Origin of the sequence: Bremerella sp. P1 (assembly GCF_028748185.1) — a bacterium.
Classification (GTDB): domain Bacteria; phylum Planctomycetota; class Planctomycetia; order Pirellulales; family Pirellulaceae; genus Bremerella.
This window is the reverse complement of sequence record NZ_CP118164.1, coordinates 3,955,024-3,979,516: the sequence shown is the minus strand read 5'-3', so window position 1 is coordinate 3,979,516 and position 24,493 is coordinate 3,955,024. Positions and strand designations below refer to the sequence as shown.

General features: G+C 54.2%; 23 protein-coding genes. 18 read left to right on the top strand and 5 right to left on the bottom strand.

The features are described 5' to 3' along the window. The first annotated feature begins 2 nt into the window (after positions 1-2). Both trmD and rplS read left to right on the top strand, forming a co-directional pair. Entirely contained in the window at positions 3-719 is a 717-nt protein-coding gene (trmD, locus tag PSR63_RS16725; protein WP_274326821.1) for a tRNA (guanosine(37)-N1)-methyltransferase TrmD, read from the top strand. A gap of 26 nt (positions 720-745) precedes the next feature. Next, positions 746-1,096: a 50S ribosomal protein L19 gene (gene rplS, locus PSR63_RS16720; RefSeq protein WP_274326820.1), complete on the top strand. Its 351-nt coding sequence runs from the start codon at positions 746-748 to the stop codon at positions 1,094-1,096. Positions 1,097-1,178: 82 nt separating this feature from the next. Here rplS and PSR63_RS16715 read toward each other — a convergent pair whose 3' ends face one another. Further along, positions 1,179-1,979, bottom strand: coding sequence for a GNAT family N-acetyltransferase (locus PSR63_RS16715; protein WP_274326819.1), 801 nt, complete (start codon positions 1,977-1,979; stop codon positions 1,179-1,181). A gap of 230 nt (positions 1,980-2,209) precedes the next feature. Between PSR63_RS16715 and PSR63_RS16710 the strand changes: the two genes are divergently transcribed. Then, positions 2,210-3,421, top strand: a complete 1,212-nt coding sequence (locus PSR63_RS16710) for a Y-family DNA polymerase (RefSeq protein ID WP_274326818.1) — start codon at positions 2,210-2,212, stop codon at positions 3,419-3,421. Here PSR63_RS16710 and PSR63_RS16705 read toward each other — a convergent pair. Both PSR63_RS16705 and PSR63_RS16700 read right to left on the bottom strand, forming a co-directional pair. Next, a complete protein-coding gene (locus tag PSR63_RS16705) occupies positions 3,418-3,906 on the bottom strand; it encodes a dihydrofolate reductase (protein ID WP_274334203.1) in 489 nt (162 codons plus the stop codon). The two genes, PSR63_RS16710 and PSR63_RS16705, sit on opposite strands and share 4 nt — an antisense overlap. Positions 3,907-4,034: 128 nt before the next feature. Continuing rightward, a complete protein-coding gene (locus tag PSR63_RS16700; RefSeq protein ID WP_274326817.1) occupies positions 4,035-5,597 on the bottom strand; it encodes a hypothetical protein in 1,563 nt (520 codons plus the stop codon). A 675-nt stretch (positions 5,598-6,272) separates the two neighbouring features. Between PSR63_RS16700 and PSR63_RS16695 the strand changes: the two genes are divergently transcribed. The 11 genes from PSR63_RS16695 (at position 6,273) to PSR63_RS16650 (ending at position 16,921) form a co-directional block, all read left to right on the top strand. Then, a complete protein-coding gene (locus PSR63_RS16695; RefSeq protein WP_274326816.1) occupies positions 6,273-6,704 on the top strand; it encodes a type II secretion system protein in 432 nt (143 codons plus the stop codon). 201 nt (positions 6,705-6,905) lie between these two features. After that, on the top strand, positions 6,906-7,568 hold the full coding sequence (locus tag PSR63_RS16690; protein ID WP_274326815.1) for a redox-sensing transcriptional repressor Rex: 663 nt from the start codon (positions 6,906-6,908) through the stop codon (positions 7,566-7,568). Between the two features lie 364 nt (positions 7,569-7,932). Continuing rightward, positions 7,933-8,694, top strand: coding sequence for a Crp/Fnr family transcriptional regulator (locus tag PSR63_RS16685; protein WP_274326814.1), 762 nt, complete (start codon positions 7,933-7,935; stop codon positions 8,692-8,694). Positions 8,695-8,766: 72 nt separating this feature from the next. Next, positions 8,767-9,102: a zf-HC2 domain-containing protein gene (locus PSR63_RS28215; protein ID WP_443111046.1), complete on the top strand. Its 336-nt coding sequence runs from the start codon at positions 8,767-8,769 to the stop codon at positions 9,100-9,102. A 309-nt stretch (positions 9,103-9,411) separates the two neighbouring features. Further along, a complete protein-coding gene (gene rpsB / locus PSR63_RS16680; protein ID WP_274326813.1) occupies positions 9,412-10,131 on the top strand; it encodes a 30S ribosomal protein S2 in 720 nt (239 codons plus the stop codon). Positions 10,132-10,297: 166 nt separating this feature from the next. Further along, entirely contained in the window at positions 10,298-11,152 is an 855-nt protein-coding gene (gene tsf / locus PSR63_RS16675; RefSeq protein WP_274326812.1) for a translation elongation factor Ts, read from the top strand. Between the two features lie 159 nt (positions 11,153-11,311). Next, a complete protein-coding gene (gene pyrH, locus PSR63_RS16670) occupies positions 11,312-12,058 on the top strand; it encodes a UMP kinase (protein WP_274326811.1) in 747 nt (248 codons plus the stop codon). 88 nt (positions 12,059-12,146) lie between these two features. Then, positions 12,147-12,647 (top strand): PH domain-containing protein, encoded by a 501-nt coding sequence (locus PSR63_RS16665; RefSeq protein WP_274326810.1) that lies wholly within the window; start codon positions 12,147-12,149, stop codon positions 12,645-12,647. A gap of 119 nt (positions 12,648-12,766) precedes the next feature. Then, entirely contained in the window at positions 12,767-13,327 is a 561-nt protein-coding gene (frr, locus tag PSR63_RS16660) for a ribosome recycling factor (protein ID WP_274326809.1), read from the top strand. A gap of 262 nt (positions 13,328-13,589) precedes the next feature. Next, positions 13,590-15,524, top strand: coding sequence for a peptidylprolyl isomerase (locus PSR63_RS16655; RefSeq protein ID WP_274326808.1), 1,935 nt, complete (start codon positions 13,590-13,592; stop codon positions 15,522-15,524). A gap of 356 nt (positions 15,525-15,880) precedes the next feature. Next, positions 15,881-16,921, top strand: a complete 1,041-nt coding sequence (locus PSR63_RS16650) for a hypothetical protein (protein WP_274326807.1) — start codon at positions 15,881-15,883, stop codon at positions 16,919-16,921. On the opposite strand, the gene PSR63_RS16645 is transcribed toward PSR63_RS16650, so the two are convergent. After that, positions 16,918-17,382, bottom strand: a complete 465-nt coding sequence (locus PSR63_RS16645; RefSeq protein WP_274326806.1) for an OsmC family protein — start codon at positions 17,380-17,382, stop codon at positions 16,918-16,920. The genes PSR63_RS16650 and PSR63_RS16645 overlap by 4 nt on opposite strands. Positions 17,383-17,583: 201 nt before the next feature. Here PSR63_RS16645 and PSR63_RS16640 point away from each other — a divergent pair, with 201 nt between their 5' ends. From PSR63_RS16640 to carA, 3 genes are all read left to right on the top strand, one after another. Beyond that, entirely contained in the window at positions 17,584-18,834 is a 1,251-nt protein-coding gene (locus PSR63_RS16640; RefSeq protein WP_274326805.1) for an aminotransferase class I/II-fold pyridoxal phosphate-dependent enzyme, read from the top strand. 9 nt (positions 18,835-18,843) lie between these two features. Further along, positions 18,844-19,263, top strand: a complete 420-nt coding sequence (locus tag PSR63_RS16635) for a hypothetical protein (protein WP_274326804.1) — start codon at positions 18,844-18,846, stop codon at positions 19,261-19,263. 317 nt (positions 19,264-19,580) lie between these two features. Next, positions 19,581-20,735, top strand: coding sequence for a glutamine-hydrolyzing carbamoyl-phosphate synthase small subunit (carA, locus tag PSR63_RS16630; protein WP_274326802.1), 1,155 nt, complete (start codon positions 19,581-19,583; stop codon positions 20,733-20,735). Here carA and PSR63_RS16625 read toward each other — a convergent pair whose 3' ends face one another. Beyond that, positions 20,736-21,416 carry a CPBP family intramembrane glutamic endopeptidase gene (locus PSR63_RS16625; RefSeq protein WP_274326801.1) on the bottom strand — a complete coding sequence of 227 codons (681 nt, stop codon included), beginning with the start codon at positions 21,414-21,416 and terminating at the stop codon, positions 20,736-20,738. A 348-nt stretch (positions 21,417-21,764) separates the two neighbouring features. Here PSR63_RS16625 and ppdK point away from each other — a divergent pair, with 348 nt between their 5' ends. Continuing rightward, positions 21,765-24,434: a pyruvate, phosphate dikinase gene (gene ppdK, locus PSR63_RS16620; protein ID WP_274326800.1), complete on the top strand. Its 2,670-nt coding sequence runs from the start codon at positions 21,765-21,767 to the stop codon at positions 24,432-24,434. The last annotated feature ends 59 nt before the right edge of the window (positions 24,435-24,493 follow it).

Genomic DNA, 24,493 nt, shown 5'->3' with positions numbered 1-24,493 from the left:
CAATGCGGTTCGATGTCCTCACGTTGTTTCCGGAGATCTTCACCGGCTATCTCGGTGAAAGCCTGCTCAACAAGGCCATTGATAAGCAGCTAGTTGAAGCCCATGTCCACAACCTGCGGGACTGGGCAAACGACAAGCACAATCGAGTCGACGACCGCCCCTTTGGTGGTGGACCTGGCATGGTCATCCGCGTACAGCCGGTCGTCGAGGCGATCGAACAAATCCAGCCACTGAGCGACAAGCCAGGCCGGTTGATTTTGCTGAGCCCGCAAGGGAGGACGCTCAATCAACCCCTGGTCGAAGAGCTTGCTCAGGAAGAACGGCTGACCATGATATGTGGCCGCTACGAAGGCTTCGATCAGCGAGTGATCGACCTTCTGCAGCCCGAAGAGATTTCGCTGGGAGACTTCGTCCTCAACGGAGGCGAGGTCGCCGCGATGGCAATTATCGATTCGGTGATTCGCCTGATCCCTGGCGTACTTGGCGACGAGCAAAGTGCCGTCGACGATTCCTTCAGTGAAGGTAATCGTCTTCTCGAGTTCCCGCAGTACACGCGGCCTCGAGAATACCGCGGCCTGAATGTTCCAGAGGTTCTCTTAGGTGGCAATCACCAAGAGATCCATGCCTGGAGAAAGCAGCAGTCGCTGGATAAGACCAAGATGCGACGAGCCGACTTGCTTGACGAGCAATCGGACGACGCTAACCAAAATAAACGTTAAATCGCTGTAGCAGAAGGAAACTGGCAATGAGCCAAGATTTGATGAGCAAGGTCGAATCGGCCTACAAGAAGTCGGATGTTGATTTCTTTGAAATCGGCGACACCGTCGAGGTCCACACCAAGATCCTCGAAGGTCAAAAAGAACGTATCCAGAAGTTCATCGGTACCGTGATCGCCAAGAGCGGCAGCGGTACCCGTGAAATGTTCACCGTTCGCCGTATCGTGGCTGGCGAAGGTGTTGAAAAGAAGTTCCCGCTTCACAGCCCACAGATCGCCAAGGTGGAAGTCACGCGTCGCAGCGTTGTCCGCCGTGCCAAGCTGTACTACCTGCGCGATCGCGTTGGTAAGGCGACCCGCCTGCGAGAACGCCGCGTCTAAGACGCCGCTTGCGACTTCGCCTACAGCGAGACGAACACGAAACACCGCGCGTCATTCACGTCGCGCGGTGTTTTTGTATGCGCTAGTCTGGCTTCCAGGCGTAACAATGCAATTCGCCGTACTGGCGAAAACCGATCTTCCGATACAGCGACTCCGCTTTCTGCGAAGCACAAAGCGTAGCCAGTTCGCATCCTCGCTCGTCGATCAAGGACAGTAGCGAAATCGTCAGCGTCGAGGCGACTCCCTGTCCGCGAAACTGAGGAAGCACGGCCACGCTGTAGATTCCTGCGGCCTGGCTTCCATAGAAAATCGATCCCACGCCAGCGACTTCTCCTTCCACCATCGCCAGGAAATGCTGCAGCTTCTTCCGGCTACCAAGTCCAGCCTTCTTGAGAATCTGAAACCACGGCTCCTGGGTGAATTCCGGTAGACCGTAGACGCCAGTCATGATCTCGACCCATGTACGTAGGTCGGCTATTGATGTGACGGCTTGAATCTCAACCTCTGCACTGGCCCGTTCGTAGTCGGCATCGAATGGGCTGATGGCCATCGCTGCTTCTGCCGCCACCTGTTCAAAACCGCAGCGACTTAAAAACTGACCAAGGCTAGATGGTTGCGTCTTCGGGCCTACCCACCAGGCCATCGGATGGCCTTTGTCACGAAACGGTGCCAAGGCTCTATCCACTGCCTCGGGAAGCTGATCTGGCGGAATGTTCGCCTCGAAGATGCTATTGAAGTAGGGGTGCGAGATCTCACTGGTTAGTCGATACCAGTGCTCTTCCCGCGTGATTTCTACCTCAGGCGACTGCGCCCAGTGACAACAGAACTCACTATCATTCGTCTCAATCGTCTCGGCAATTTGAGAAGCATTCAGGTCTGCCAATCGACTCTCCCAACGCTTTTATCCATCGAACGGTTTCCTAGAAACTGATCGACTGACACTAGGCAGCCGCAGAGGTTCGATTATTTTGCCACCACTGTCCGGCGATGGTCGGTTTCCATCAAAGATTTCCCTTGCGAAGGACGACAAATAGTGTACATTTATACACATACCTAAGTCGCATCTCCTTGAGGGCCTCCGCAATGACGCACGTGAACTGGATGATGCAGGACATGAACTCGTTTTTTGCTTCGGCAGAACAGCTCTTGCGACCAGAATTGCGAAATCGGGCAATCGGAGTCGTCCCACTCGAATCGGACGCAACGTGCATCATCGCAGCCAGTTACGAAGCGAAGCGGTGTGGCATTCGAACTGGAACCAAGGTCTTCGAAGCCAAACGTCTTTGCCCTCATATCCAATTGGTTAGGGCCCGGCCCAGTGTCTACGTAGAGATTCACCACGAGCTGCTCAAAAGCGTGGACCAATGCGCTGAAGTGCATCACGTTTACTCGATCGACGAATGGACGATCAAGCTATGCGGTCGTTATCGCCAAGTCGAACAGGCCGTTCAACTCGCTGGGGCAATTAAGCGACAACTCCGCCGCGACTTCGGTCCTTGGTTGACCAGTTCGATTGGAATTGCCCCCACGCGACTTTTAGCCAAGACAGCAAGCAACCTGAAGAAGCCGGATGGCTTAACCGTCCTTCCGACAGAAGAACTGCCAGGTCGACTCTCTCACTTGAACCTGGAAGACCTGCCTGGACTGGGGACCGGCATGGTGTCGCGTCTCAATAGGGCTGGCGTTCATTCGATTGAGGATCTCTGGAATCTCGATCGCCGAAAGGCGTTGCAGGTTTGGGGTTCAGTTTCAGGAGCTCGCTGGTGGGACGGATTTCACGGCATCGACGTTCCAGAGCCTGCGACGCAGCGCCATTCCATGAACCACGGCCGAGTGCTGGATCCTCGCTATCGGAACGAAGCCGGATCGCACTGCATTCTCGTACTGCTGATCTGCAAACTTGCCCGAAGACTGCGACAGACAGGCTACTATGCGCGCAACTTACAGCTGACACTGACCGGAAATCGAGGAGTCTTGTTCAGTGAGAAAATCGAATTGCCGTGCGTTCAAGACACGCTGTCGATCCTGCATCAGTTTGAACGCTTGTGGCTTCGGCGTCCGCGGGATTTGCGAGGCCTTAAGAAGGTCGATGTCACCGTCAGCAAACTAGAGCAGCGTAGCGAAGTCTCCGGCTATCTCTTTGACGAAATCTCTCAGTCCCAACGGCTATCGCATGCCCTGGATGAAATCAGCGATCGTTGGGGACCCAACTCGATCTATTTCGCCAATACGCACGCCTACCGAGATGTCCTGGAAGACAAAATCGCTTTTGGCAGAATTCCCGAGTTGGCCTCGAAGAAGAAGGCGTTTCAAACGGTCACCTAATTGACCCGTTTCCACTCGCGATAGATGAATCTGGCATGCTCGTCTTCACGAGCAACTTCCCATTGGCTGCGATCGAAATTTGGAAAGTACTTGTCCCCTTCATAGTCTTCCCTGATTTCGCTTAGGAACATCCAATCCGCATGCGGCAGCGCTAGTTCGTAGATCTGCGACCCGCCGGCGACAAAGATCTTCACGCCATAGGAACGAGCCAGCTCAAGGGCTTTCTCCATGCTATCGACAACCGGCACCTCGACGTCCGGTGTACCACGCGAGACGACGATCGCGTGGTCGCTTGTAAGATCGGGACCAAATTCTTCGTATGACTTGCGTCCCATGATGACCGTCTGTCCGCGAATGTTATCGATGAACGTATGATATTCTTCGGGGATATCCCACGGCATTCCGTCCCCCTGACCGATCACGCGGTCTTTCGTCATCGCCCCGACGAGGATCACCGGGAGTTGCAGATCGTCCAATCGAGTCATCACCAGACATGCTCCTGCATCAAGAAACAAAAAAAGCGGCTCAAGACCGGAGTCTCAAGCCGCCTCATTCTACCAGGCCAGTGCCTTAGACTCTCCGGCAGAGAGTCCAAGGAGCCGGTTTTGCATCATTACGCACCGCAACCGCAATCGCTGGCAGCAGCTTCGCCACCGCAGCATGGATCACAGCAAGGGGCCGGGCAGCAAACCGTGACCGGAACCGTCTTGCAGATGGTCTTAGGAACGCAACGGGTAACCGTGTAAGCAACCTTCTTTGGCACACACTTGGCAACCTTGACGGTCTTCGTGGTGTGAACAGGCTTCTTCACGCAGTAAGGAACTTGCTTGGTGTGGGTCTCTTGGACCATCTTGCACACCTTGTAAGGAACTTCCTTCGTGTGACATTCCTTGACCATCTTGCAAACCTTGTAGGTGCAGGTCTTGGTACGCTGCTCAGGAACCATGTGGCAGACCTTGTAGGTGCAGGTCTTGGTACGCTGTTCAGGAACCATCTTGCAGACCTTGTAGGTGCAAGTCTTGGTCTTGTTTTCCTTCACCATGTGACAGACCTTGTAGGTGCAGGTCTTGGTACGCTGCTCAGGAACCATCTTGCAAACCTTGTAGGTGCAAGTCTTGGTACGCTGTTCAGGAACCATCTTGCAGACCTTGTAGGTGCAGGTCTTCACGCGTTGTTCCTTCTCCATACGGCACACTTTGTAAGGAACTTGCTCGGTGACGGTTTCGTGTTCGTAACGAACGCAGTCAACGGTCTTTTCGCTGACTTCAGGAACCCAAACCTTCTTGCAGCAGGTCTTTGGTGGGCACTGAACTTCAACAACCTTGGTTTCGCCTGGGCAGTAGACGCACTTGCACTTGCAAGGGTCCCAAGTCCAGCAACCTGGTTCTTGAATGCACTTCTTCACAACAGGACCGGGGATCGTTTCGGTCTTGGTTTCCCAGTGACCGCCACAGACCTTAACCGTCTTGGTGTAATGAACTGGCTTGCAGATCGTCTTGCAGACGTCACGATACTTCGTTTCGTAGACCGGCTTGCAAACGGTGTAGCAGATGTCCTTGGTCTTGGTTTCCCAGACAGGCTTGCAGACCGTATAGCAGATCTCTTTGGTCTTGGTTTCCCAAACTGGCTTGCAGACGGTGTAGCAGATTTCCTTCGTCTTGGTTTCCCAGACAGGCTTGCAAACCGTGTAGCAAATTTCCTTGGTTCGGGTCTCGTAGACCGGCTTGCACACGGTGTAGCAGATTTCCTTGGTCTTGGTTTCCCAGACAGGCTTGCATACCGTGTAGCAGATGTCTTTCGTTCGGGTTTCCCAAACCGGCTTGCAGGTGGTGTAGTTCACCGTGCGGTACTTGGTTTCCCAAACTGGCTTGCACGTGGTGTACGTGCAATCTTTGTAGCGCGTTTCCGTTTCGTAGGTAACGCAATCCACAGTCTTGTCTTCGTAGACCGTTTCATACACGGTCTTGTAGCAGGTTTGTTCCTGCTTTTCGTAAACAGTCTCTTTGCAGGTCTTGTTTACGGTGTAGCACTGCTGCTTGCAGCAGGCGTAAGTGGCTGGCTCACAACAGCCAGCATTCCGGAAGCTGAACAATCCGCCATAAGCGGCTTCAGCCGAGTTCGCCGAAAAAGCAGCCAACATGACCGCTAGGATCGGCAATCCCAATACAGCTCGCATTTTCCTTCTCCTTCGTTGACAAAACGCCGTACGACTAAGGGCCTGGCCTGGTTTGGGCAAATCCTTGCCGTGTCCTGTGCCCTCAAACATTGAATCGTGCAATATCTCCTGCTATCGCCCGTTTATCTAAAGCACCTACTTAGGGCTTCTTTCGCGTCACGCAATGACAGCCCAAGTCGCCTATTCAGCGCTCAGATGTCCTTCTGTATCGTCAATCTGGGATGGATGCTTGAGATTGAACAAATGGGTGTTTCGCAAAAGACGCGAAGAGGTGACTAGATGGGTAGAGTGCATGCATCGAAGCGAATACACCGGTAAAACCCGTACTTATCGAATATGACGATTGAAAGAGAAACTCCGCAGATGGCTTTTGTGCGGGTTTTCTAGGGGGATACGCACTCCACCTACCAGAATGAAGGCCCTTCGCTACCTAATAGGTAGGAGCACAGAGAGATCGCGGCGCAGCGGTGTTACCACACTTATGGCTGGCATGCATGCGTTTTGATGAAAATCTTCTTGACCGGACTTCCGCGTGACGTATCTACCTTCAGAAGCAAATCCATTACTGCTTCCGGGTAATCCACCAACGCAAAGAAAAATGATCCTTGCTGATCGATCCGAAGCGGGAATTCTCCCCTAACTGATCAGCAATATTCGACTTGGAGTGTCAAGACAATGTCGCAATCGAAGAAAGCTGGTTTCACGCTTATTGAGGTCCTGATTGTTGTGGTCATCTTGGCTGTTCTGGCAGCCACGGTTATCCCGCAATTCACGGACTCGACAACGGATGCCAAGAAGAGCAGCGTGCTGTTCAACCTGCATACGTTGCGATCGCAGATCCAGCTCTATCGCGCCCACCACGATGGGGCCGTCCCTGGTAACGATCTGAACGAGCTGACCATTGCTACGAAAGCCGACGGCACGGCCGGTGGTCCATTCGGTCCGTATCTGTCGAAGCTTCCCGTTAACAACTTCACGAATAGCAGCACGGTAAAGGTTGTCACCGATGACCCGGTCTCCGCCGATTTCACCGATACCCATGGCTGGCTCTACAACGCCACCACTGGCGAAATCTGGATCAATTATGAAGATCTGGGTACGGAATAATTGCTGAAGCGTGATTACCTGAAGGCATTCAAAAGAGCCTGGCCCGTTTGCTGCCAGGCTCTTACTATTTCTTGTCGCGTGTCTCGCCGGGCAACCACTCTTGTTGGGCAGTCTGCTAACAGGTTAGAGTTGTTGGTGTACTGACCACCAATTCTCGTGATTCTTCGCTGACGCCTCGGCGTCAACCTGATAACGCACGCCATGGCGAAAAGCAAAGACAACAAGAAAGCTACCAGCGACCAGCGTGTCTCGAAGGCCGTCGTCAGTCGATTAAGCCTTTATCTACGCGAGCTTTCGCGCCTCGAGCGGGCCGGCATCGAAACGACCAGCAGCACCAAGCTGGGAGAGATGCTGGGGTTCTCGGATGCCCAAGTCCGAAAAGACCTGGCAAACTTCGGACAATTCGGATACCCGGGCGTTGGGTATCGTTGTTCCGAGCTGATCTCCACGATTCGCCAAATCATGGGAACCGACCAGAAATGGCCGGTGGCACTGGTTGGTGTGGGTAATCTGGGTCGTGCCCTACTGGGTTATCGCGGCTTTTCGAACCAAGGCTTCAACACCGTCGCCGCATTTGATCTCGATCCGAAAATCGTTGGAACCGAGATTGAGGGGATCCCCGTTTTTAGCCTGGACAATGTAGACAAGATCGTTAAGGAGAAATCAATCCAATTAGCGATCCTAGCTGTTCCAGCCGCAGCCGCCCAGGAAGTGGCCGAGCGACTTGTCGAGGCTGGCATCCGTGGTTTCCTCAACTTTGCTGCGGTTACCCTAAGACTGCCAGATGATGTCACTGTGATTGGGGTCGATCTGGCGATCGAAATGGAACAATTATCATTCGCAATGACTTCGCGAATGTCGTAGTTTCCGAAGCGAACCGAATGTTTGTCAGCGGGTCCTCTTGTCGGACCCTAAAGGTTTCCAGTAGTATCTATACTCCCGTGAACGGGAATTACCCCCTAGTGTAATGGTAGCACTACAGATTTTGGCTCTGTCAGTCGAGGTTCAAATCCTCGGGGGGTAGCTAAGCACGCCTGATTTGGGCGTGCTTTTTTTATGCAATTACGCCTGCGATTAGGCATTATCCTCGGCAATTCGCCCAATTCGGCACGAATTACCCGTCAATCTGTAACGGAGGAAACGGATTCGCATCGAAGTCGCAGACCACAATCACAATACATGCCGAGCGATGATCAGGGGCAAGTCATCGCGAACAGAAGGATCACCCATGGCGGGACAAATTTGGTATCTCAAGTCGTGCCGGCTCTTTGAGAACTGTACCCCTCTGCAAATCGCACGACTTGAGGCCGCTAGTCGCTCCAAGTCTGTCGCCAAGGGGGAGCCGATCTATTTGCCGGCCGATGATGCCAACTCCGTCCTCGTTTTGGCCAGTGGACGCGTCAAGATCTGCCATTTAACCAGTGATGGAAAGCAATCCATTCTGGCCTTCATCGAGCCTGGTGAAGTCTTCGGTGAATTAGCGATTCTGAATATGGGGAATCGCGAAGAGTACGCCGAAGCCGTCGAAAACTCACGAGTCATTGCCATTCCCGAGGAAACACTTCGGGAACTGATGGAAGAGCATGCGGATCTTTGCCTCGGCGTTACCAAAATCATCGGATTGCGACGACGAAGAATCGAGCGTCGTGTGAAGAACCTGCTGTATTTGCCTAATCGAGAGCGGATCATCCATCTGCTGCTGGAATTGGCCGAGCAATATGGCCTCGAAACCGATCGGGGAATCGAGCTTTCCATTCGTCTTTCGCATCAAGATTTGGCTAGTCTTGTCGGCAGCACGCGTGAAACCGTGACCGTTGTTCTCGGTGCGATGCAGAACGAAGGACTGATTGAACTGGGGCGGAAAAAGGTTATCCTCAAAGCACCTGACCAACTAGCTCATCAAGTTGGCGTTCCTCCGCTGCGGATGAGCGATCAGCCCCCATCCCATTCCCCCGCCGGTTTCTATTTTCGCCATTCACTTGGCACCTGAACCTCCGCTCCTCGCCCGAATTGAGGAGTACGTCTCCTTTTCGTTGCAAGAGAGGGCGTTCTCCGGAAAATCATGACTATGCCCTCCGACGAATCTTGGTCCGAATGCCCTGCTGGAGAGCTCGCCGAGCTCCAGCGGTCGCTTAAAGAACAAGAGCGTCGTATCCAGGGACGGCGGAAAATCCTGATCGCGGCTGGAAGCGCTACCCTAGGAATAGCCAGTGTGGGGGTCAGCATTGTATTGAGCCGTGCTGACCGAAGTACCGCGATCCTCTCCTGCCAGGAAACAGTTGACCTCCTGCCCAAATACGTCGCTGGAACGATAACCAGCGGGAAGACGCGAAAAGCGGTTGAAATGCATCTAGACCACTGCCAGAAGTGTCGCGAGTATTTCGAGGAAACCTACTAGGCCGCCCCAGTTTCCGGGGTCGTTGACGATTCTCGGATAATCGGCTATTCTCATCAGCTTCCCTCCCCCTCATTTTGTTGCCCTGGGGGAGTATCAAGAACCAGGGAAGGCTCCCAACAACTGGGAAGCCGGCCACGACTGGGTCGTTCGACCGCGACGAATTCTCCGAAAACTGTGTGGGAAGTGAGGTTTTCGGAATCGAGAGTCGCCGCGGAACAGGTATCGCTTCCACTAATTGGTATGGCGCCAATCTAGAGCCTGAAACGTCCAAGTGTCGTTGCAATCCCTTACTAGAAAGGATTTTGCGCCATGTCGAGCGGACAGCAATTTGTCCAGGAACTTGTCGAATGCGGCATTCACTTCGGTCACCGCACCAGCCGGTGGAACCCGAAGATGGCACCGTACATCTACGCCAAGAAGAATCAAATTCACATCATCGACGTCCGCGAAACTATTCGTGGGCTTCTGCGAGCCAAGAAGTATCTGGCTCAGGTTTCCGAAGGGGGCAGCCTGGTGCTGTTCGTGGGAACCAAGCGTCAAGCCGGTGCTGCCATCGAACGTGAAGCCGAACGCTGCGGCATGCCGTTCATCAACGAGCGTTGGCTCGGTGGTACTCTGACCAACTTCCGCACCATTCGTAGCCGCTTGAGCCGTCTGGAAGAGCTGGAACGAATCATCGAGGGCGAAGAACTGGCCAAGTACTCGAAGAAGATGCAGTCGTCGCTTCAACGCGAGTACCGCAAGATGTACCGCAACTTGAACGGTCTGCGTACGATGAACCGCCTGCCAGAAGCTTTGGTCATCGTCGACCCCAAGAAGGAAAAGAACGCCATCAAGGAAGCTCAATCGCTGGGCATCACGACGGTGGCTCTGACCGATACCGACTGCGATCCAGATCAAGTCGACCTGCCGATCCCAGGCAACGACGACGGTATCCGTTCGATCGAAATGTTCCTCAAGCTGATGGCAGACGCCGCCATCGACGGCAAGCATCACGCTGCCCAGCAAACGGAACAAGCGGCTAAGTAAGCTATTACCGGCTTAGGGTCCCTCGGTGAACCTGGAAGGAAGATCCAATCTCCTTCAAATGTTAACCGAATCGGTCTTCGCCGAGGGAAACCCGCAGCGGTAGAATTTTCCACGTATAGCTCCCAGATTTTTAGAGCGACCAATTTCGAGCATTGGAGATAAGACAATGACGGCAATCACCGCCGGAGCAGTTAAGGCACTTCGCGAAAAGACCGGCCTTCCCATGATGGAATGCAAAAAGGCCCTGACTGAGTCGAGTGGCGACGAAGAGAAGGCAATCTTGTGGCTTCGCGAAAACGGCAAAGTCAAAATGCTCAACCGCACCGACCGAGTTACTGAATTCGGTCGCGTTGGTATCTACACCGACGCTGACAAGGGTGCCATGGTTGAGTTCAAGTGCGAAAGCGCTCCGGTTACGCAACTGGAAGAGTTCATCGCTCTGGCCGATGACTTGGCCAAGGTTTACGCCGAAACTCCTAGCGTCACCACTGCCGAAGAACTGCTGGCTCAACCTTCCACCATCAAGGAAGGCACCACGCTGGGCGAGTTGAAGGACGACATGTTCAACCGTATCCGCGAAGTCTTCAACGTTGGTCGTATGATCCGCGTCGAAGGTGCTACCGGCGGTTACAGCCACAACTCCAGCACCGTTAGTGGTGTTCTGGTCGAAGTCGAAGGCGACAATGCCGAAGTCGTCAAGGACGTCGCCATGCACGTCGCTGCGATGAGCCCTTCGGTTTTGAGCAAGGAAGACATCGACCCTGAATTGGTGGAAAAGGAACGTGCCATCCTCAAGGCAGCGGCCATGAACGAAGATTCGAGCAAGCCGGAAAACATCATCGACAAGATGGTGGAAGGCCGCCTGCGTAACTTCTACGCTCAGGTTGCCCTGCTCGAACAGCCTTTCGTCAAAGAGCCCAAGCAGACCGTCAGCAAGTACGCTGCGGAAAACGGCGTGAAGATCAAGGGCTTCACCCACTGGGTCATCGGCGACGACGCTACTCCTTCGGAAGAAGGTTAGTCGTTCGGACTTAGCTTGATCGCGTAAACATAAGATCCCTCGGCATTTTCCGCCGAGGGATTTTTTATGCGCGGCGTTCTCCTGCACAGGGCCGGCAATCTCGGTTAGAATCTCCCCAATCCTAAAATTTGCCACGCTTGCCCTGAGGACGGCTCAACCATGTCGGAAACGCCTGAGAACAATACCACCAAATACAAACGGATCATCCTCAAGCTTTCTGGCGAAAGCTTCTCCCGGGCCGGCGAACGCGGGATTGCTATGGACGAGGTCGTCAGCATCTCGCAGCAGATCCAGCAAGCAGCAGCGCTAGGCTGCCAGATCGCCGTGGTCATCGGCGGGGGCAATATTCTTCGCGGTGGCCAATTCAAAAACGAAAGCGCTTCGATTCAGGAAGCCACGGCCCACTACATGGGCATGCTGGCAACGGTAATCAATGGCTTGGCCCTGCAAGACGCACTGGAAAGCCTCGGTATGTCCACGCGATTGATGACCGCCATTCACATGCATGGCGTTGCCGAACCGTACATCCGCCGCAAGGCATCCCGCCATTTGGAAAAGGGCCGCATCGTTATTCTGGCCGCCGGAACTGGTAGTCCGTTTGTCACCACCGACACGGCGGCCGCTCAACGGGCGCTGGAACTGGAAGCCGATATTTTGATGAAGGCAACCCGAGTCGATGGTGTCTACAGTGACGACCCCGAGAAGAACCCTCATGCGGTCTTCTACCGCACGCTTGGTTTCGACAAGGTCGTCGCTGAAAACCTCCGCGTAATGGATGGTACCGCGATTAGCCAATGCCGTGAGCATGGTATGCCGATCCTTGTTTTCAACTTTAAGATGGACGGCAACATTCAAAAGGCAGTCCGTGGCGAACAGGTTGGAACGCTGATCGATCCGAATCTGTAATACTAAATCGCACCAAGATTGCCCGGCGGATAGCGAATAACACGTCATCACAGTAATGTGCTTGGTGACGTGTTTGGGGACTAGTGCGATGAACCGATCCTTCTATCCCGCAAAAATCGACTGGGGAGTTTCCCTGCTACTTGCCGGCCAGGCAATGATCTACTTTGGACTGGGCATCGTCTGTTTCTTTCTCTCCCCGCCTACGTATATCGGTGGAATACTGCTCGTTTTAACAGGTGCACTTCTCCAATCGATTTGGATGTACACCTATTACAAGATCGATGAGCAGTACCTGCGGATTCGGTGTGGTCCCATATGGTGGACAGTCCCGCTAGAGCATATTTTTTCGGTCGAGAAGACTTCGAGCATCTGGCTCATGATGGGAGGCCCTCACCTGCGGTTAGCCCTTTCGAAAGATGGCCTGATGATCCGCTATCGGAGCCGTCCTCAGCAAAAGTGGCTGGGACTTTTCACCCCTACAGTGCTCATTTCGCCAGTCGACCGAGATGAATTCTTGGGCGCCATACAGTCCGCTCGCCCCGACCTGACGCTGACTAAGGATGGAAACCTGGGGCTTAAAGAGCAGTAGTCCTTATGTGATCGTTATCTTTTCATGCTCCGGTCCGTGGTGTAGGTTATTCTCGGAGGCATCTCCACGCCTCAAACGTTAGTTAGCGAGGATCATTCCTGCGATAAAGGTTATCAAAGATGAACGCGGATCAAATTACGGAAGACGCAACGCAGCGTATGGAAAAAGCGATCGACGTCCTGAAGAACGGCCTCAGCGGTGTTCGAACGGGTCGTGCGACACCAGGTCTGGTCGATTCACTTCGAGTCGAAGTGTATGGATCGCTTCAACCTATCAAGCAGATCGCTTCGGTGAGTGTTCCCGAGCCGAGCCAGCTTTTGATCCGTCCTTACGATACCGGCGCCATCAAAGACATCGAAAAGGCGATTGTCGCCAGCGACCTGGGCATGGCCCCTCAGAGCGATGGCCGCGTGATCCGCTTGAACGTGCCGCAACTGTCGACCGAAGTTCGTAAGAAGCTTGTTTCTCGTATCAAAGAACTGGCCGAAGAGTCGCGTGTATCGATTCGTAATATCCGCCGCGATGCCAACAAGGCTGCCGATACCGCGGAAAAGGATAAGACGATCAGCGAAGACATCCGCGACGATATCAAGGACAACGTTCAAGAGCTGACCAAGAAGTACGAAGACCAGGTCAACGATTTGGCCAAGACCAAAGAAAAGGACGTGATGGAAGACTAAGCTTCAAAGCAGTCTTTCACATTCGTCAGGAAAAGCCACAGCGGTGCGGTCGGAAACGTCGCATCGCTGCTTTTTGCTAGCACCTCTTGTCCATGCTTGGCTGTGTGATCCGCGCTTTTATCTCTTCCTATTGCCGAGTACGAATCGATCTTGACCCGGTTCTAGCATTCTTCTTATATTCCGCTGCCCGAACCTTATGGTATCGGTAATTCGAACACCTCTCCTTGAGAAAATCTTGCAGAAAATTTTTGGAGCAAGCGGAATGACTGGCAAGGATGCTACTCGCCGACTTCCCCTAGGTAAGTCCTGGGTTCTGGCAGCCGTCGGATTTGTTGTTTTGATTGGTGGAGTCGTCGCTTGGCGACAAGTCACCGGTGGCCCGCAAACAGCGGAAGCCCAAGCCCCTGTCCAACAACGACAGGCCGCCCCGCAGCGTCAAACAGCCTCTGGCCCGTTGGCAGCTCCGGCGGAAGAAGTGGCTGCCCCAACGCGAACCGCTCAGAAGATCCAAACAGTCGCAGTCGTCAATCGCGAACCTATCTCTCGCGATACGCTGGGCGACGAAGCTCTTCGTCGTCATGGCGAGGACGTTCTGGAAAGCCTGCTTAACCGTCACTTGATCTCGATGGCCTGCCAGCAAAAGGGCATCCAGATTACCGAGGCAGACATCGACAACGAAATTACCAACATCGCCAAGAAGTTTGGCCTGTCGGTCGATCGTTGGCTGGGTCTTCTCAAAGAAGAACGCAACGTGACCCCTGGCCAGTACCGTCGCGAAATCATCTGGCCAACGCTTGCTCTTCGCAAGTTGGCTGAAAACCAACTCGCGGTAACTGACGCTGAAATCCAAGTCGAATACGAAAAGAACTACGGCCCGAAAGTCAAAGTCCGCATGATTTCGCTCAGCGAACGCGGCTTGGCCGAAGAACTACGTGCCAAAGCGGCTGCGAATCCTGATTCGTTCGCTGACATGGCCAAAGATCACTCGCAAGATGTCAACAGTGCTGCTGCTCGCGGCTTGATTCCACCGATTCGCAAACACATCGGTAATCAGGAAATCGAAGACACCGTTTTCGCAATGCAGCCAGGCGAAATTTCCCCAGTGCTGTTCGTCCAAGGTCAGTACTTGATCTTCAAGTGCGAAGAACACCTGCCAGCTGATCAAATCCCTGCCAACAGCCTGCCGGCAATTCGCCAACGTCTGTCCGACGTCGTTCGCGAAAGCAAGATGCGTGATGCTGCTGGGGACATCTACGAACAACTGCAGTCCAGCGCTCAAATCGTGAATGTCTTCAACGATCCAAGTAAGTCGGCCCAGATGCCTGGCGTAGCCGCTACGCTCAATGGACAGCCGGTTAGCATTCAGGAACTGAAAGAAGAATGCATTAGCCGTCATGGCCTGGAAGTCTTGGATGGAGAAATCAATCGCAAGATTCTGCAGCAAGAACTGACCCGTCGACAACTTTCCGTTTCGGAAGCGGATCTCGAATCAGAAATCGTTCGAGCAGCGGATGCGTTTGGTTTCCTCACCAAGGAAGGCAAGCCCGACATGGAAGCCTGGCTGAAGCAGGTCACCGAAGAGCAAGGCGTATCGGTCGAGCTTTATGTTCGCGATGCTGTCTGGCCGACCGTGGCGCTGAAGAAGCTGGTCGACAGCAAAGTTCAGATTACCGAAAACGACATTGTGAAGGGTTTTGCAGCCAACTACGGCGAACGTGCCCAGATCCTGGCCATTGTCCTGGATAGCCAACGCCGTGCGCAGGAAGTCTGGGAAATGGCTCGCCGCAATCCTACCGAAAAGTTCTTCGGTGAACTCGCCCGTCAATACTCGATCGAGCCAGTCTCGAAGAACAACGACGGTCAGGTTCCACCCATTCGTCGACATGGTGGCCAGCCAACCATCGAAGACGAGGCCTTCAAGTTGCAGCCTGGCGAGATCTCCGGAATCATCGCCACGGGCAACCAGTACATTATTTTGTACAGCCTTGGTCTGACTAAGCCGCTGATCCACAACGTGGAAGACGTCCGCGACGAATTGGTCAAAGAACTGCACGAGAAGAAACTGCGGTTGGCAATGGCTGAAGAATTCGAACGTCTGCGTGACAATGCACAGATCGATAACTTCCTGGCCAATACCACCCAGGCTGGCAAAGCCTACGAATCGGCTGTTCGTCAGCAGATGCAGCAGCGAAAATAGTGGCGCAACCACCGCCTGACTTCAACTGTCAGACCAGGCAATCGAATCAAAAAGGACCGTACAAGAGTACGGTCCTTTTTTCGTGATCCCTTGAATGCCAAGTTTTGGGATGAATTACCTGTCGAACTGTCGTATGGTTAAAGCACAGGCCCCACCCAGGGCATATGGCTTCCACCCCCGGACCCATTATTTGGCCGAGCATGCATCTCTTCCTCAATTCTCTGTCCCATTCTCGAGCACAGATCCACGGCTGCTTAGTAGGCTTGCTCTTCTTCGCTGCGTTCTTTTCTTACCTGGTTACACCGGTAGCCGTATGCTTTGGACAAGACTCTGAGCAGGGTCACCCTCAGCTGAACATGGTTCTCTTTGTCCCAGCGGATGTTGAGCCACCACCTGGTGTCCAACGCCGCTTCGCGCAGATCGCGGCGATCACCGAAGCGTTCCTGGTTAAGGAGATGACCAAGAACGGTTACCCTCCGGCGGTGACCACCCCCTTCCCTCGTGACGAACGAGGGAACTACAAGTTTCTGTTCATCCGTGGAGAACATTCCGTTGATAGTGGGAAGTACGACAAACCGGGTTTTCAGAACGCCGTGACCAATGCGGCCGTGCAGAAATACAACCTCTCACGAGATCGTCACGTCTGGTGGATCTGGGTTTACCTGGGGGATCCACCGAAACGATTCACCAATTATCGTGGCGGAGGTAACTCAATCGACGGTGGCTGGGCGATGTGTAACTACACCAATCTTCCTGGCGAACTCGACCCTAAGCTGCCTATCGCAGGCGGGTTCCACCAAGACTTAACGCTGAAGGCTTGTATCCATGAACTTGGCCATGGCTTTGGCTTGCCGCACCTCGGCCCCATATCGCGCGATCGCCGTGGAAATACCCTGATGGGCCCACAAACGAAGGTCTATCACAACAAGGTCGATGCCCACGAAAAAGATGTCTACGTGTGTGACGCCACGGCAGCCATGCTTTGGAAGCATCCGATCTTCTCAGGCAGCGTGGCCAAGCGACAGCAGATGCCCAAGTTCGAGATGACCTCGTGCGAAGGAGAGTTCAATCGCAGTGGACGCTATCTGGAAATCACCGGCGAAATCCAATCCGACATCCCCGCGCACAGTGTGGTGGTCATCGAGGAGGCTCCCGACGGAGGAAGCACCTACTTCCGAAAGTCATTTGCCGGCAAGGTCGATGAGAACGGCAGGTTCCGCGTCAAAGTAACCGAACTCGAACGAGAGGCCGGAGACCTACGAATCCTTTTCTGCTTCGAGAACGGAGTAAATACCGGCGATGGCAAGGGACATGGAAGCCAAAGCGGGCTCACCAAACCATTTCGCGTCACGCGACGCGGTGTCGAGTTGGTCGAATCGACCGGAATCGGAAACTAGACTCTTGGCGCGATACGAATCTCGGATTTCACGGAATTGGCGATGAAGCACAGTTCGTGAGCCTCCTTGTGCAATGTGCTGATCTCATCAGCCGTCGGCTGGCTTTCCCCGCCAAAAACGACTTTAGGCCGAAGCGTGACCACTGACATGGCTGTCCTCCCCTCCTTGTTCTTGTCCATCTTACCGGTTGGCTTATCGTCGTAGCTGTCGACCAACCACTGATGCTTTGCTGCCATGGCCAAGAACCACAGCATGTGACAGCTTGCAAGGGCCGCCACGAAGGCCTCTTCTGGATCGACGCAGCGTGGATCGGACATGGGCGGGGGTAGAACGTGGGGCGAAGAGGATGCCGCGATCTCTGTTCCTCCATCAAATTTCCACGTATGACCCCGACGATATTTCTTGTCGAGAAAGTTTTGATCCCCACGTTCCCAATGTACGTTCGCCGAGTAGTTTTCCATCGCTACCTCCTGCGGGCTTAGATTCTGACCTCAAACCGTGAACTCTTCTCACTTTCCGTTGTCCAATGTGGGCAACCTGTCCCAACGAGAGCACGTCTCGCCTTGGCTTGGTCGCTTGACGATTTTAGAATAAGCGTGCCGGTTCCTCATGCGAATTCTGGCAAATTTAACCTTCCACCACTTTGCCGAAACACGACATCTATGTCCGATTCCGCTCATACCAACGACGACCAACAAGATCCTCCGTTCGAGGTTCAGTTCGCGCAGCGTGTCTATCGCCTACCTCCGTACATGTTTGGGCGAATCAACGCCTTGCTGTATGAAAAGCGGGTCGCCGGAAACGACGTGATCGATATGGGCATGGGTAATCCGTCCGACCCGCCCGCCGACTACGTCATGGATAAGATGTGCGAAGCGGTCAAGGATGTTCGCAACCACGGATATAGCAAGTCCAATGGTATTCGCAACTTGCGCCGAGAAGTCGCCGCGAAATACCTCAAGAAGTATGGCGTTCGGTTGGATCCGGAATCGGAAGTGATGGTCTGCTTGGGGTCTAAGGAAGGCTTTTCCCATATGTGCCTGGCCATGATGGGGCCTGGCGATACGGCAATTGTCCCGGCACCCTACTTCCCCGTACATACTTACGCTGTTGCGTTGGCATCGGGAAATGTCATTTCCCTGGACGTTGCCAACAGCGAGAAGTTCCTCTCGAACATCGCTTATACCTGCGAGCACCTCTATCCGAAGCCCAAGCTTCTGATCATTTGCTATCCACATAATCCCTCGACGGTCACCGTTGAGCCTGAGTTCTTTGTGGACGTGGTGAAGATTGCCAAGAAGTACGGCCTGATGGTGATCAGCGACTTCGCCTACGCCGATGTCGCGTTCGATGGCTACAAGCCTCCTAGCTTTCTCTCGGCCCCAGGTGCCAGCGACGTGGGTGTTGAATTCACCACGATGAGCAAAGGCTACAACATGGCTGGCTGGCGCGTCGGATATTGTGCTGGCAATAAAGAGATGATCCGCGGTCTGGGCACCATCAAGGGCTACTACGACTACGGCATGTTCCAAGCTATCCAAATTGCCTCGATCATCGCCCTACGCGAAGGCGATGCCGCTGTCGAAGCTCAAAGCCAGATCTATCAAAGCCGCCGAGACGCCCTGGTCGATGGCTTGGTTCGACTTGGCTGGGATGTTACACCGCCCCGTGCTGGCATGTTTGTCTGGGCAAAAATCCCGGACGAATGGCAAAAACGCATGAGCACGATGGATTTTGCTATGATGCTGCTCGAAAAAGGGGACGTTGCTGTCAGTCCCGGTAGTGGTTTCGGACCAAGTGGCGAAGGCTATCTGCGACTTAGCCTGGTTGAGAATGAAAACCGACTTCGCCAAGCTGTCCGTCAGATCAAGGGCTGCCTGAAAGAGGCCGAAGCCGAGTCCATCACAGCCTAGGTTTGTCCTGTGACTGATCCGAAGCAGTTCGAGATCGAACTTGTCCACCAATCGCAAGAACCGTGTGTGGGCAAGTTCTTGCTATCCTCAGGCGAAGACGATCCACGCCGCTGCGTCCTTACGCTGGAATGCCCGATGGGTAAATTTCAGGCTTCAGATTGGAATTACTTCGATGCCCTGTGTCTGATTCGCGAGGAGTTAGAGCCCTCTGGGTGGCGGCCTCGTTGCTTTGGCGCTTGCGAAAACGTCTATCCGTCCAATATGTGCCGCGATATGGGAAGAGGCATGGTCGCCTACCAAAATGAAATTGGCCGTGCGGCGGAAGAAGAACACTTGGTAGAAACGTTCGCAACCAGTTCTGAGATCGAGCCCGCCTCTGTGGACGAGCAGCGGGCCTTTTTCCAACTTTGGCGGTCTTCGCCGAGATAAATCTCCCGTAGCAAACTACGGAATCCCCCAGAGCATGACTCTAGCCCCTGTACGGAAGAGTTTCTGGGCCTATAATAGCGGAAATTTGCCCACAGCCAGGGTCTACACCTACGTAAAAAAAGGAAAGCACCTGCTCGCCGAAACAAGTGCTTTCCCAAAGGCTGTCCAAACTTTCGCTTGGAGACCCACAGCCGTACTCCTTGGTATCGGGCCCATCTTCGGGAAGACTTTAGTCGCGTCAACGAGCGGCTCAGTTTCCTTCTCGAAAATGTCCTTGGTCGTCCCCCGCGAACCCAGAAAAAAGAATAAGAGTCGACATGTCGCAGCCCGCCAAACTTGCTCTGGAAGATGGAACCGTATTCACTGGCACCGCATTCGGAGCCATCGGCGAAGTCGCTGGCGAAGCCTGTTTTAATACCTCGATGACAGGCTATCAGGAGATCCTGACCGACCCGAGCTATCGCGGTCAAATCCTGACCATGACCTATCCGCAGATTGGCAACTATGGAGTCAATGCGGAAGACATGGAAAGTGCCAAGATTCACATGGCAGGCTTCATCGTCCGCGAAGCGAGCCGCACCGTCAGCAACTTCCGCTCGGAAGGATCGCTCGACGAATTCCTGAAGAAAAACAATGTCGTGGGCATGGCCAATATCGATACGCGTGCTCTCGTACGTCGGCTTCGATCTCACGGCTCGATGAAAGCAGTGCTTTCCAGCGTAGATCTGGATGATGCTTCGCTCGTCGAGAAAGCAAAAGCCAGCGCCGGGCTAGTCGGTCGTAATCTCGTCCAGGAAGTCCTTCCCGAGCAGCAAAAGATGTGGGAAGAAGACCTCAGCCCCTGGATCAAGATGGGAGATCGCAACCGTGCCCTCACCAGTCGCAAAGAGCAAGACTTGCACGTAGTGGCACTCGACTACGGCATGAAGTGGAATATTCCCCGGCACCTGCGTGATCTGGGCTGCAAGGTCACCGTGCTTCCTGGGACCGCATCGGCCGAAGAAGTTCTCAGCCACGATCCCGATGGCATCTTTCTCTCCAACGGTCCTGGCGACCCTGAGCCATTGACTGGCCCAGTCGAAACGATTCAGGGCCTTTTGGGCAAGAAGCCTATTTTCGGCATCTGCCTGGGACATCAACTGCTGTCACTGGCCTGCGGTGCCAAGACCTTCAAGTTGAAGTTCGGCCACCGGGGTGCGAATCAGCCGGTGCTCGACCTGGAAACCGACAAGGTCGAAATCACCTCGCAGAACCACGGCTTCGCTGTTGAGGAAAACACGCTTCCCGATTGCCTGGAAATTACCCACCGCAATCTAAACGACAACACCGTCGCCGGGGTGAAGCACAAAGAGCTGCCAGCATTCAGCGTTCAGTATCACCCAGAAGCGTCCGCAGGTCCGCATGATAGCGAATACCTGTTTCTCCGCTTCCGCGAAGCTATGGACGAACGCAAGGGTGCTGCAACCGCCTAGTCAGTCCGCGGAGCCTACTTCATCCAGTTCTGGTGCGTACTTTTTCATGTACGCCAGGGCAAACCAGTCATAAAGCGTATGGATGACGATTGGGACGATGATATCACCGGTGTAGTAGAACCAAAGCCCTAGGTAGGCTCCCATGACGGCACTAATGATGAAGTATTCCCTGGTCACATAGTGCACCAGGCCAAACATCAGGCTGGTCAGTAGAATCGGCACGGCAGGTCCTGCACCTGGCCCCATCAGCTCGTGAAGGTAGGTCTGAATGACTCCGCGGAAGAGCGCTTCTTCCCCAAGCCCTGCCGCCAAGCTAATCATACCCAGTTCAAGCAGCGTCGCTTCTCGAAATAACGGAACGATCTGGCGGTCCATATAATCTTGAAGATCGTTGATCGACTGGATGTTGACGTACTGCAAGGCCATGAATGCGGCCAACAGTGGTAGCGTCGCCAGGGCCCCCAGCCCGATTGCCCCGAGGACTGCCGCGGCACTTCCGGTATCCCAACTGGCACTGATCCAGGGGGCCACATCGACCAGCCACCCCAGCCCTACGGCCACAAACGCCAGCGCCGACTCAAAAAGGACCGCAGTGCGAATAAACCCCTCGGCTCGCTCCCGAGCGGTCATTTCCGGGCCAAAAGGATCTTCGTAGTCGTAGTCGTCTTCGTCGTCAAACACGGAGGTTCGCTGTCGCTTTCAGTTGGTTCCAAGCCATGGCGGGGAGGCATCTTAACAGAATCGTAACGCCCTGCCCTCTGGGATCCATTGTCTTGTTTCTGCTGCGATGCGCCAAACGGCTTGTGAGCCCAAATCGGGATGATTCCGAAAATCCCGATTTGCTAAACGGCGTAAGATGAGGGCTGGTTGACGCTTGCTTGCATTCTCAAGTAAACTTTCCTGCTTATATTCGCATGAAATGCGGCCCTTCTGTACATAACTGGCGGGAAGACCCTGCGAGTTGCCGCCGAAGGGACACCCCTTACCGAACAACACTCCAGCGTTTGCGACATTCAAAGGTTTCCAAACATGGCCAAGAAAACGGCAAAGAAATCCAAGCCCTCGAAGATGGTGTACTACTTCGGCAAGTCCAAGACCGAAGGCAAAGGGGTCAGCAAGGATCTCCTCGGCGGTAAAGGTCTGAACCTGGCCGAAATGACCGCGATTGGCCTGCCGGTGCCTCCTGGCATGACCATCACCACGCAAGTTTGTGCCGACTACTACAAGAACGGCAAGAAGCTGCCTAAGGGTTTGATGGACGAAGTCCACGACGCCATCGCCTCGTTGGAAAAAGAGCTGAGCAAGAAGTTCGGCGACAATAAGAACCCGCTGCTCGTTTCGGTCCGCTCCGGTGCTGCCGTTTCGATGCCGGGTATGATGAACACCATTCTGAACCTCGGTCTGACCGATGAATCGGTTGTTGGTCTGGCCAACGCGACCAGCAACGAACGGTTCGCGTACGACGCCTACCGCCGCTTGATCGACATGTTCGGCGACGTCGTGATGGAAGTTGATCGTGAGCACTTCGAAGAAGCTTTCACTGCGATCAAGAAGAAGTACAAAGCGACCCTGGACAACGAAGTGCCAGCGGAAGGTCTGATCGAGCTTTGCAACGAGTACAAGGCGATCTACCAGAAGTACACCGGCGAAGCGTTCCCACAAGACCCAATGAAGCAGCTTGAACTGGCTGTCGAAGCGGTCTTCAAGTCGTGGAACACCACGCGTGCCGTTCGCTACCGCGAAGTTGAAGGCATCCGCGGCCTGCTCGGTACGGCCGTTAATGTTCAGTCGATGGCCTACGGTAACATGGGTCAAGACAGTGGTACCGGCGTGGCATTCACCCGCAACCCGTCGACCGGCGAAAACAAGTTCTATGGTGAATTCCTGATCGACGCTCAGGGCGAAGACGTGGTTGCTGGTATTCGTACCCCGCAGCCAGTTGCCGAAATGAGCAAGTGGAACAGGGCCGTCTACAAGCAACTGCTTGAAATCAAAGACACCCTGGAAGCCCACTATAAAGACGTTCAGGACATCGAGTTCACCATCGAAAAGGGTGAGCTATTCATGCTGCAGACTCGTAACGGTAAGCGTACCGGTGCAGCTGCTGTGAAGATCGCCTGCGATATGGTCAAGGAAGGTCTGATCGACGAAAAGACCGCTCTGCTGCGTATTCCAGCCAATGACTTGACCCAACTGCTGCTGCCAAGCTTCACGGCAGAATCGAAGAAGAACGCCAAGGTTCTGACGATCGGTCTGCCTGCTTCGCCAGGTGCTGCGGTTGGTACTTTGGCCTTCACCGCCGAAGAAGCTGTGGATCGTACTCACGCTGGCGAAAAGGTTTTGCTCGTCCGTAAGGAAACGAGCCCAGAAGACATCGACGGCATGCACTCCGCCGTTGGTATTCTGACCTCGACCGGTGGTATGACCAGTCACGCAGCCGTGGTGGCTCGTGGTTGGGGACGCTGCTGTGTCGCAGGTGCCGGTGAAATTGAAATCGACGAAAAGGGTCGCAAGATCAAAGTCGGCGGTAAGACCTATAAGCACTCCGACGTTATCTCGATCGACGGTTCGACCGGTCAGGTGATGGAAGGGTCCGTTGAAACCAGCGAACCTAAGCTGTCGGGCGACTTCGCCAAGATCATGAAGTGGGCCGATGAGTACCGCACCCTGGGTGTTCGTACCAACGCCGACACTCCGAAGGATTCGCAGCGTGCTCGCGACTTCGGTGCCGAAGGTATTGGCCTATGCCGTACCGAACACATGTTCTTCGAAGAAGATCGGATCACCAGCATGCGTGAAATGATCCTCGCCGAAAGCGAAGAAGATCGTCGTGCCGCTCTGGCAAAGTTGCTGCCATTCCAGCGAGAAGACTTCGTCGGCATCTTCACCGCCATGAAGAACCTGCCTGTGACGGTCCGCCTGTTGGATCCGCCGCTGCACGAGTTCCTGCCGCACGACCCTAAGGCTCAAAAGGAAATGGCCAGCTTGATTGGCGTTTCCCCGGCCAAGGTGAAGTCGCGTGTGGCTGCCCTGCACGAGTCGAACCCAATGCTCGGTCACCGTGGTTGCCGTTTGAGCGTTACCTATCCAGAAATCCTGGAGATGCAGGTCACCGCCATCGTCGAAGCAGCCATCGAATGCAAGAAGAAGCGAATCAACGCCATGCCGGAAATCATGATTCCGCTGGTTGGTACCGCTGCTGAACTTGCGATCCTTCGCGAAAAGGCTGAAGAGACCATCGAGAAGACCAAGCAGGACAAAGGCTACAAGGGCGAACTGGACATCTTGATCGGTACCATGATCGAAATTCCACGTGCTGCTCTGACCGCCAACGAAGTCGCCGAACATGCCGAGTTCTTCAGCTTCGGTACGAACGACCTCACGCAGATGACCTTTGGTTACAGCCGTGACGACGTCAACACGTTCCTGCCTGACTACACTCGCCTGGAAATCCTGCCGACGGACCCGTTCCAGTCGCTCGATACCTCTGGCGTTGGTCAGTTGGTCGAAATGGGCGTTACCAAGGGTCGCAAGGGCCGTAAGGGTCTGAAGTGCGGTATCTGTGGCGAACATGGTGGTGATCCAGCGTCGATCAACTTCTGTCACACCGTTGGCCTGGACTACGTGAGCTGCTCGCCATTCCGCGTGCCGATCGCCCGTCTGGCTGCCGCTCAGGCTGCTATCCGCAACGGCAAGTAAGCCGACCTGCGAGCACGCCTTGCTTGACGATTGAATAGAAGAACGCCGATCTGAAATTT

Bases quoted from the DNA above. Each gene is read 5' to 3' on its own strand.
- rpsB (WP_274326813.1), top strand. From the start codon at position 9,412: ATGTCGAGCGGACAGCAATTTGTCCAGGAACTTGTCGAATGCGGCATT.
- carA (WP_274326802.1), top strand. From the start codon at position 19,581: ATGTCGCAGCCCGCCAAACTTGCTCTGGAAGATGGAACCGTATTCACT.
- PSR63_RS16710 (WP_274326818.1), top strand. From the start codon at position 2,210: ATGAACTCGTTTTTTGCTTCGGCAGAACAGCTCTTGCGACCAGAATTG.
- trmD (WP_274326821.1), top strand. From the start codon at position 3: ATGCGGTTCGATGTCCTCACGTTGTTTCCGGAGATCTTCACCGGCTAT.
- PSR63_RS28215 (WP_443111046.1), top strand. From the start codon at position 8,767: ATGACTATGCCCTCCGACGAATCTTGGTCCGAATGCCCTGCTGGAGAG.
- PSR63_RS16685 (WP_274326814.1), top strand. From the start codon at position 7,933: ATGGCGGGACAAATTTGGTATCTCAAGTCGTGCCGGCTCTTTGAGAAC.
- PSR63_RS16640 (WP_274326805.1), top strand. From the start codon at position 17,584: ATGTCCGATTCCGCTCATACCAACGACGACCAACAAGATCCTCCGTTC.
- PSR63_RS16695 (WP_274326816.1), top strand. From the start codon at position 6,273: ATGTCGCAATCGAAGAAAGCTGGTTTCACGCTTATTGAGGTCCTGATT.
- pyrH (WP_274326811.1), top strand. From the start codon at position 11,312: ATGTCGGAAACGCCTGAGAACAATACCACCAAATACAAACGGATCATC.
- PSR63_RS16650 (WP_274326807.1), top strand. From the start codon at position 15,881: ATGGTTCTCTTTGTCCCAGCGGATGTTGAGCCACCACCTGGTGTCCAA.
- PSR63_RS16700 (WP_274326817.1), bottom strand. From the start codon at position 5,597: ATGCGAGCTGTATTGGGATTGCCGATCCTAGCGGTCATGTTGGCTGCT.
- tsf (WP_274326812.1), top strand. From the start codon at position 10,298: ATGACGGCAATCACCGCCGGAGCAGTTAAGGCACTTCGCGAAAAGACC.
- PSR63_RS16690 (WP_274326815.1), top strand. From the start codon at position 6,906: ATGGCGAAAAGCAAAGACAACAAGAAAGCTACCAGCGACCAGCGTGTC.
- frr (WP_274326809.1), top strand. From the start codon at position 12,767: ATGAACGCGGATCAAATTACGGAAGACGCAACGCAGCGTATGGAAAAA.
- PSR63_RS16655 (WP_274326808.1), top strand. From the start codon at position 13,590: ATGACTGGCAAGGATGCTACTCGCCGACTTCCCCTAGGTAAGTCCTGG.
- ppdK (WP_274326800.1), top strand. From the start codon at position 21,765: ATGGCCAAGAAAACGGCAAAGAAATCCAAGCCCTCGAAGATGGTGTAC.
- rplS (WP_274326820.1), top strand. From the start codon at position 746: ATGAGCCAAGATTTGATGAGCAAGGTCGAATCGGCCTACAAGAAGTCG.
- PSR63_RS16645 (WP_274326806.1), bottom strand. From the start codon at position 17,382: ATGGAAAACTACTCGGCGAACGTACATTGGGAACGTGGGGATCAAAAC.
- PSR63_RS16705 (WP_274334203.1), bottom strand. From the start codon at position 3,906: ATGACTCGATTGGACGATCTGCAACTCCCGGTGATCCTCGTCGGGGCG.
- PSR63_RS16665 (WP_274326810.1), top strand. From the start codon at position 12,147: ATGAACCGATCCTTCTATCCCGCAAAAATCGACTGGGGAGTTTCCCTG.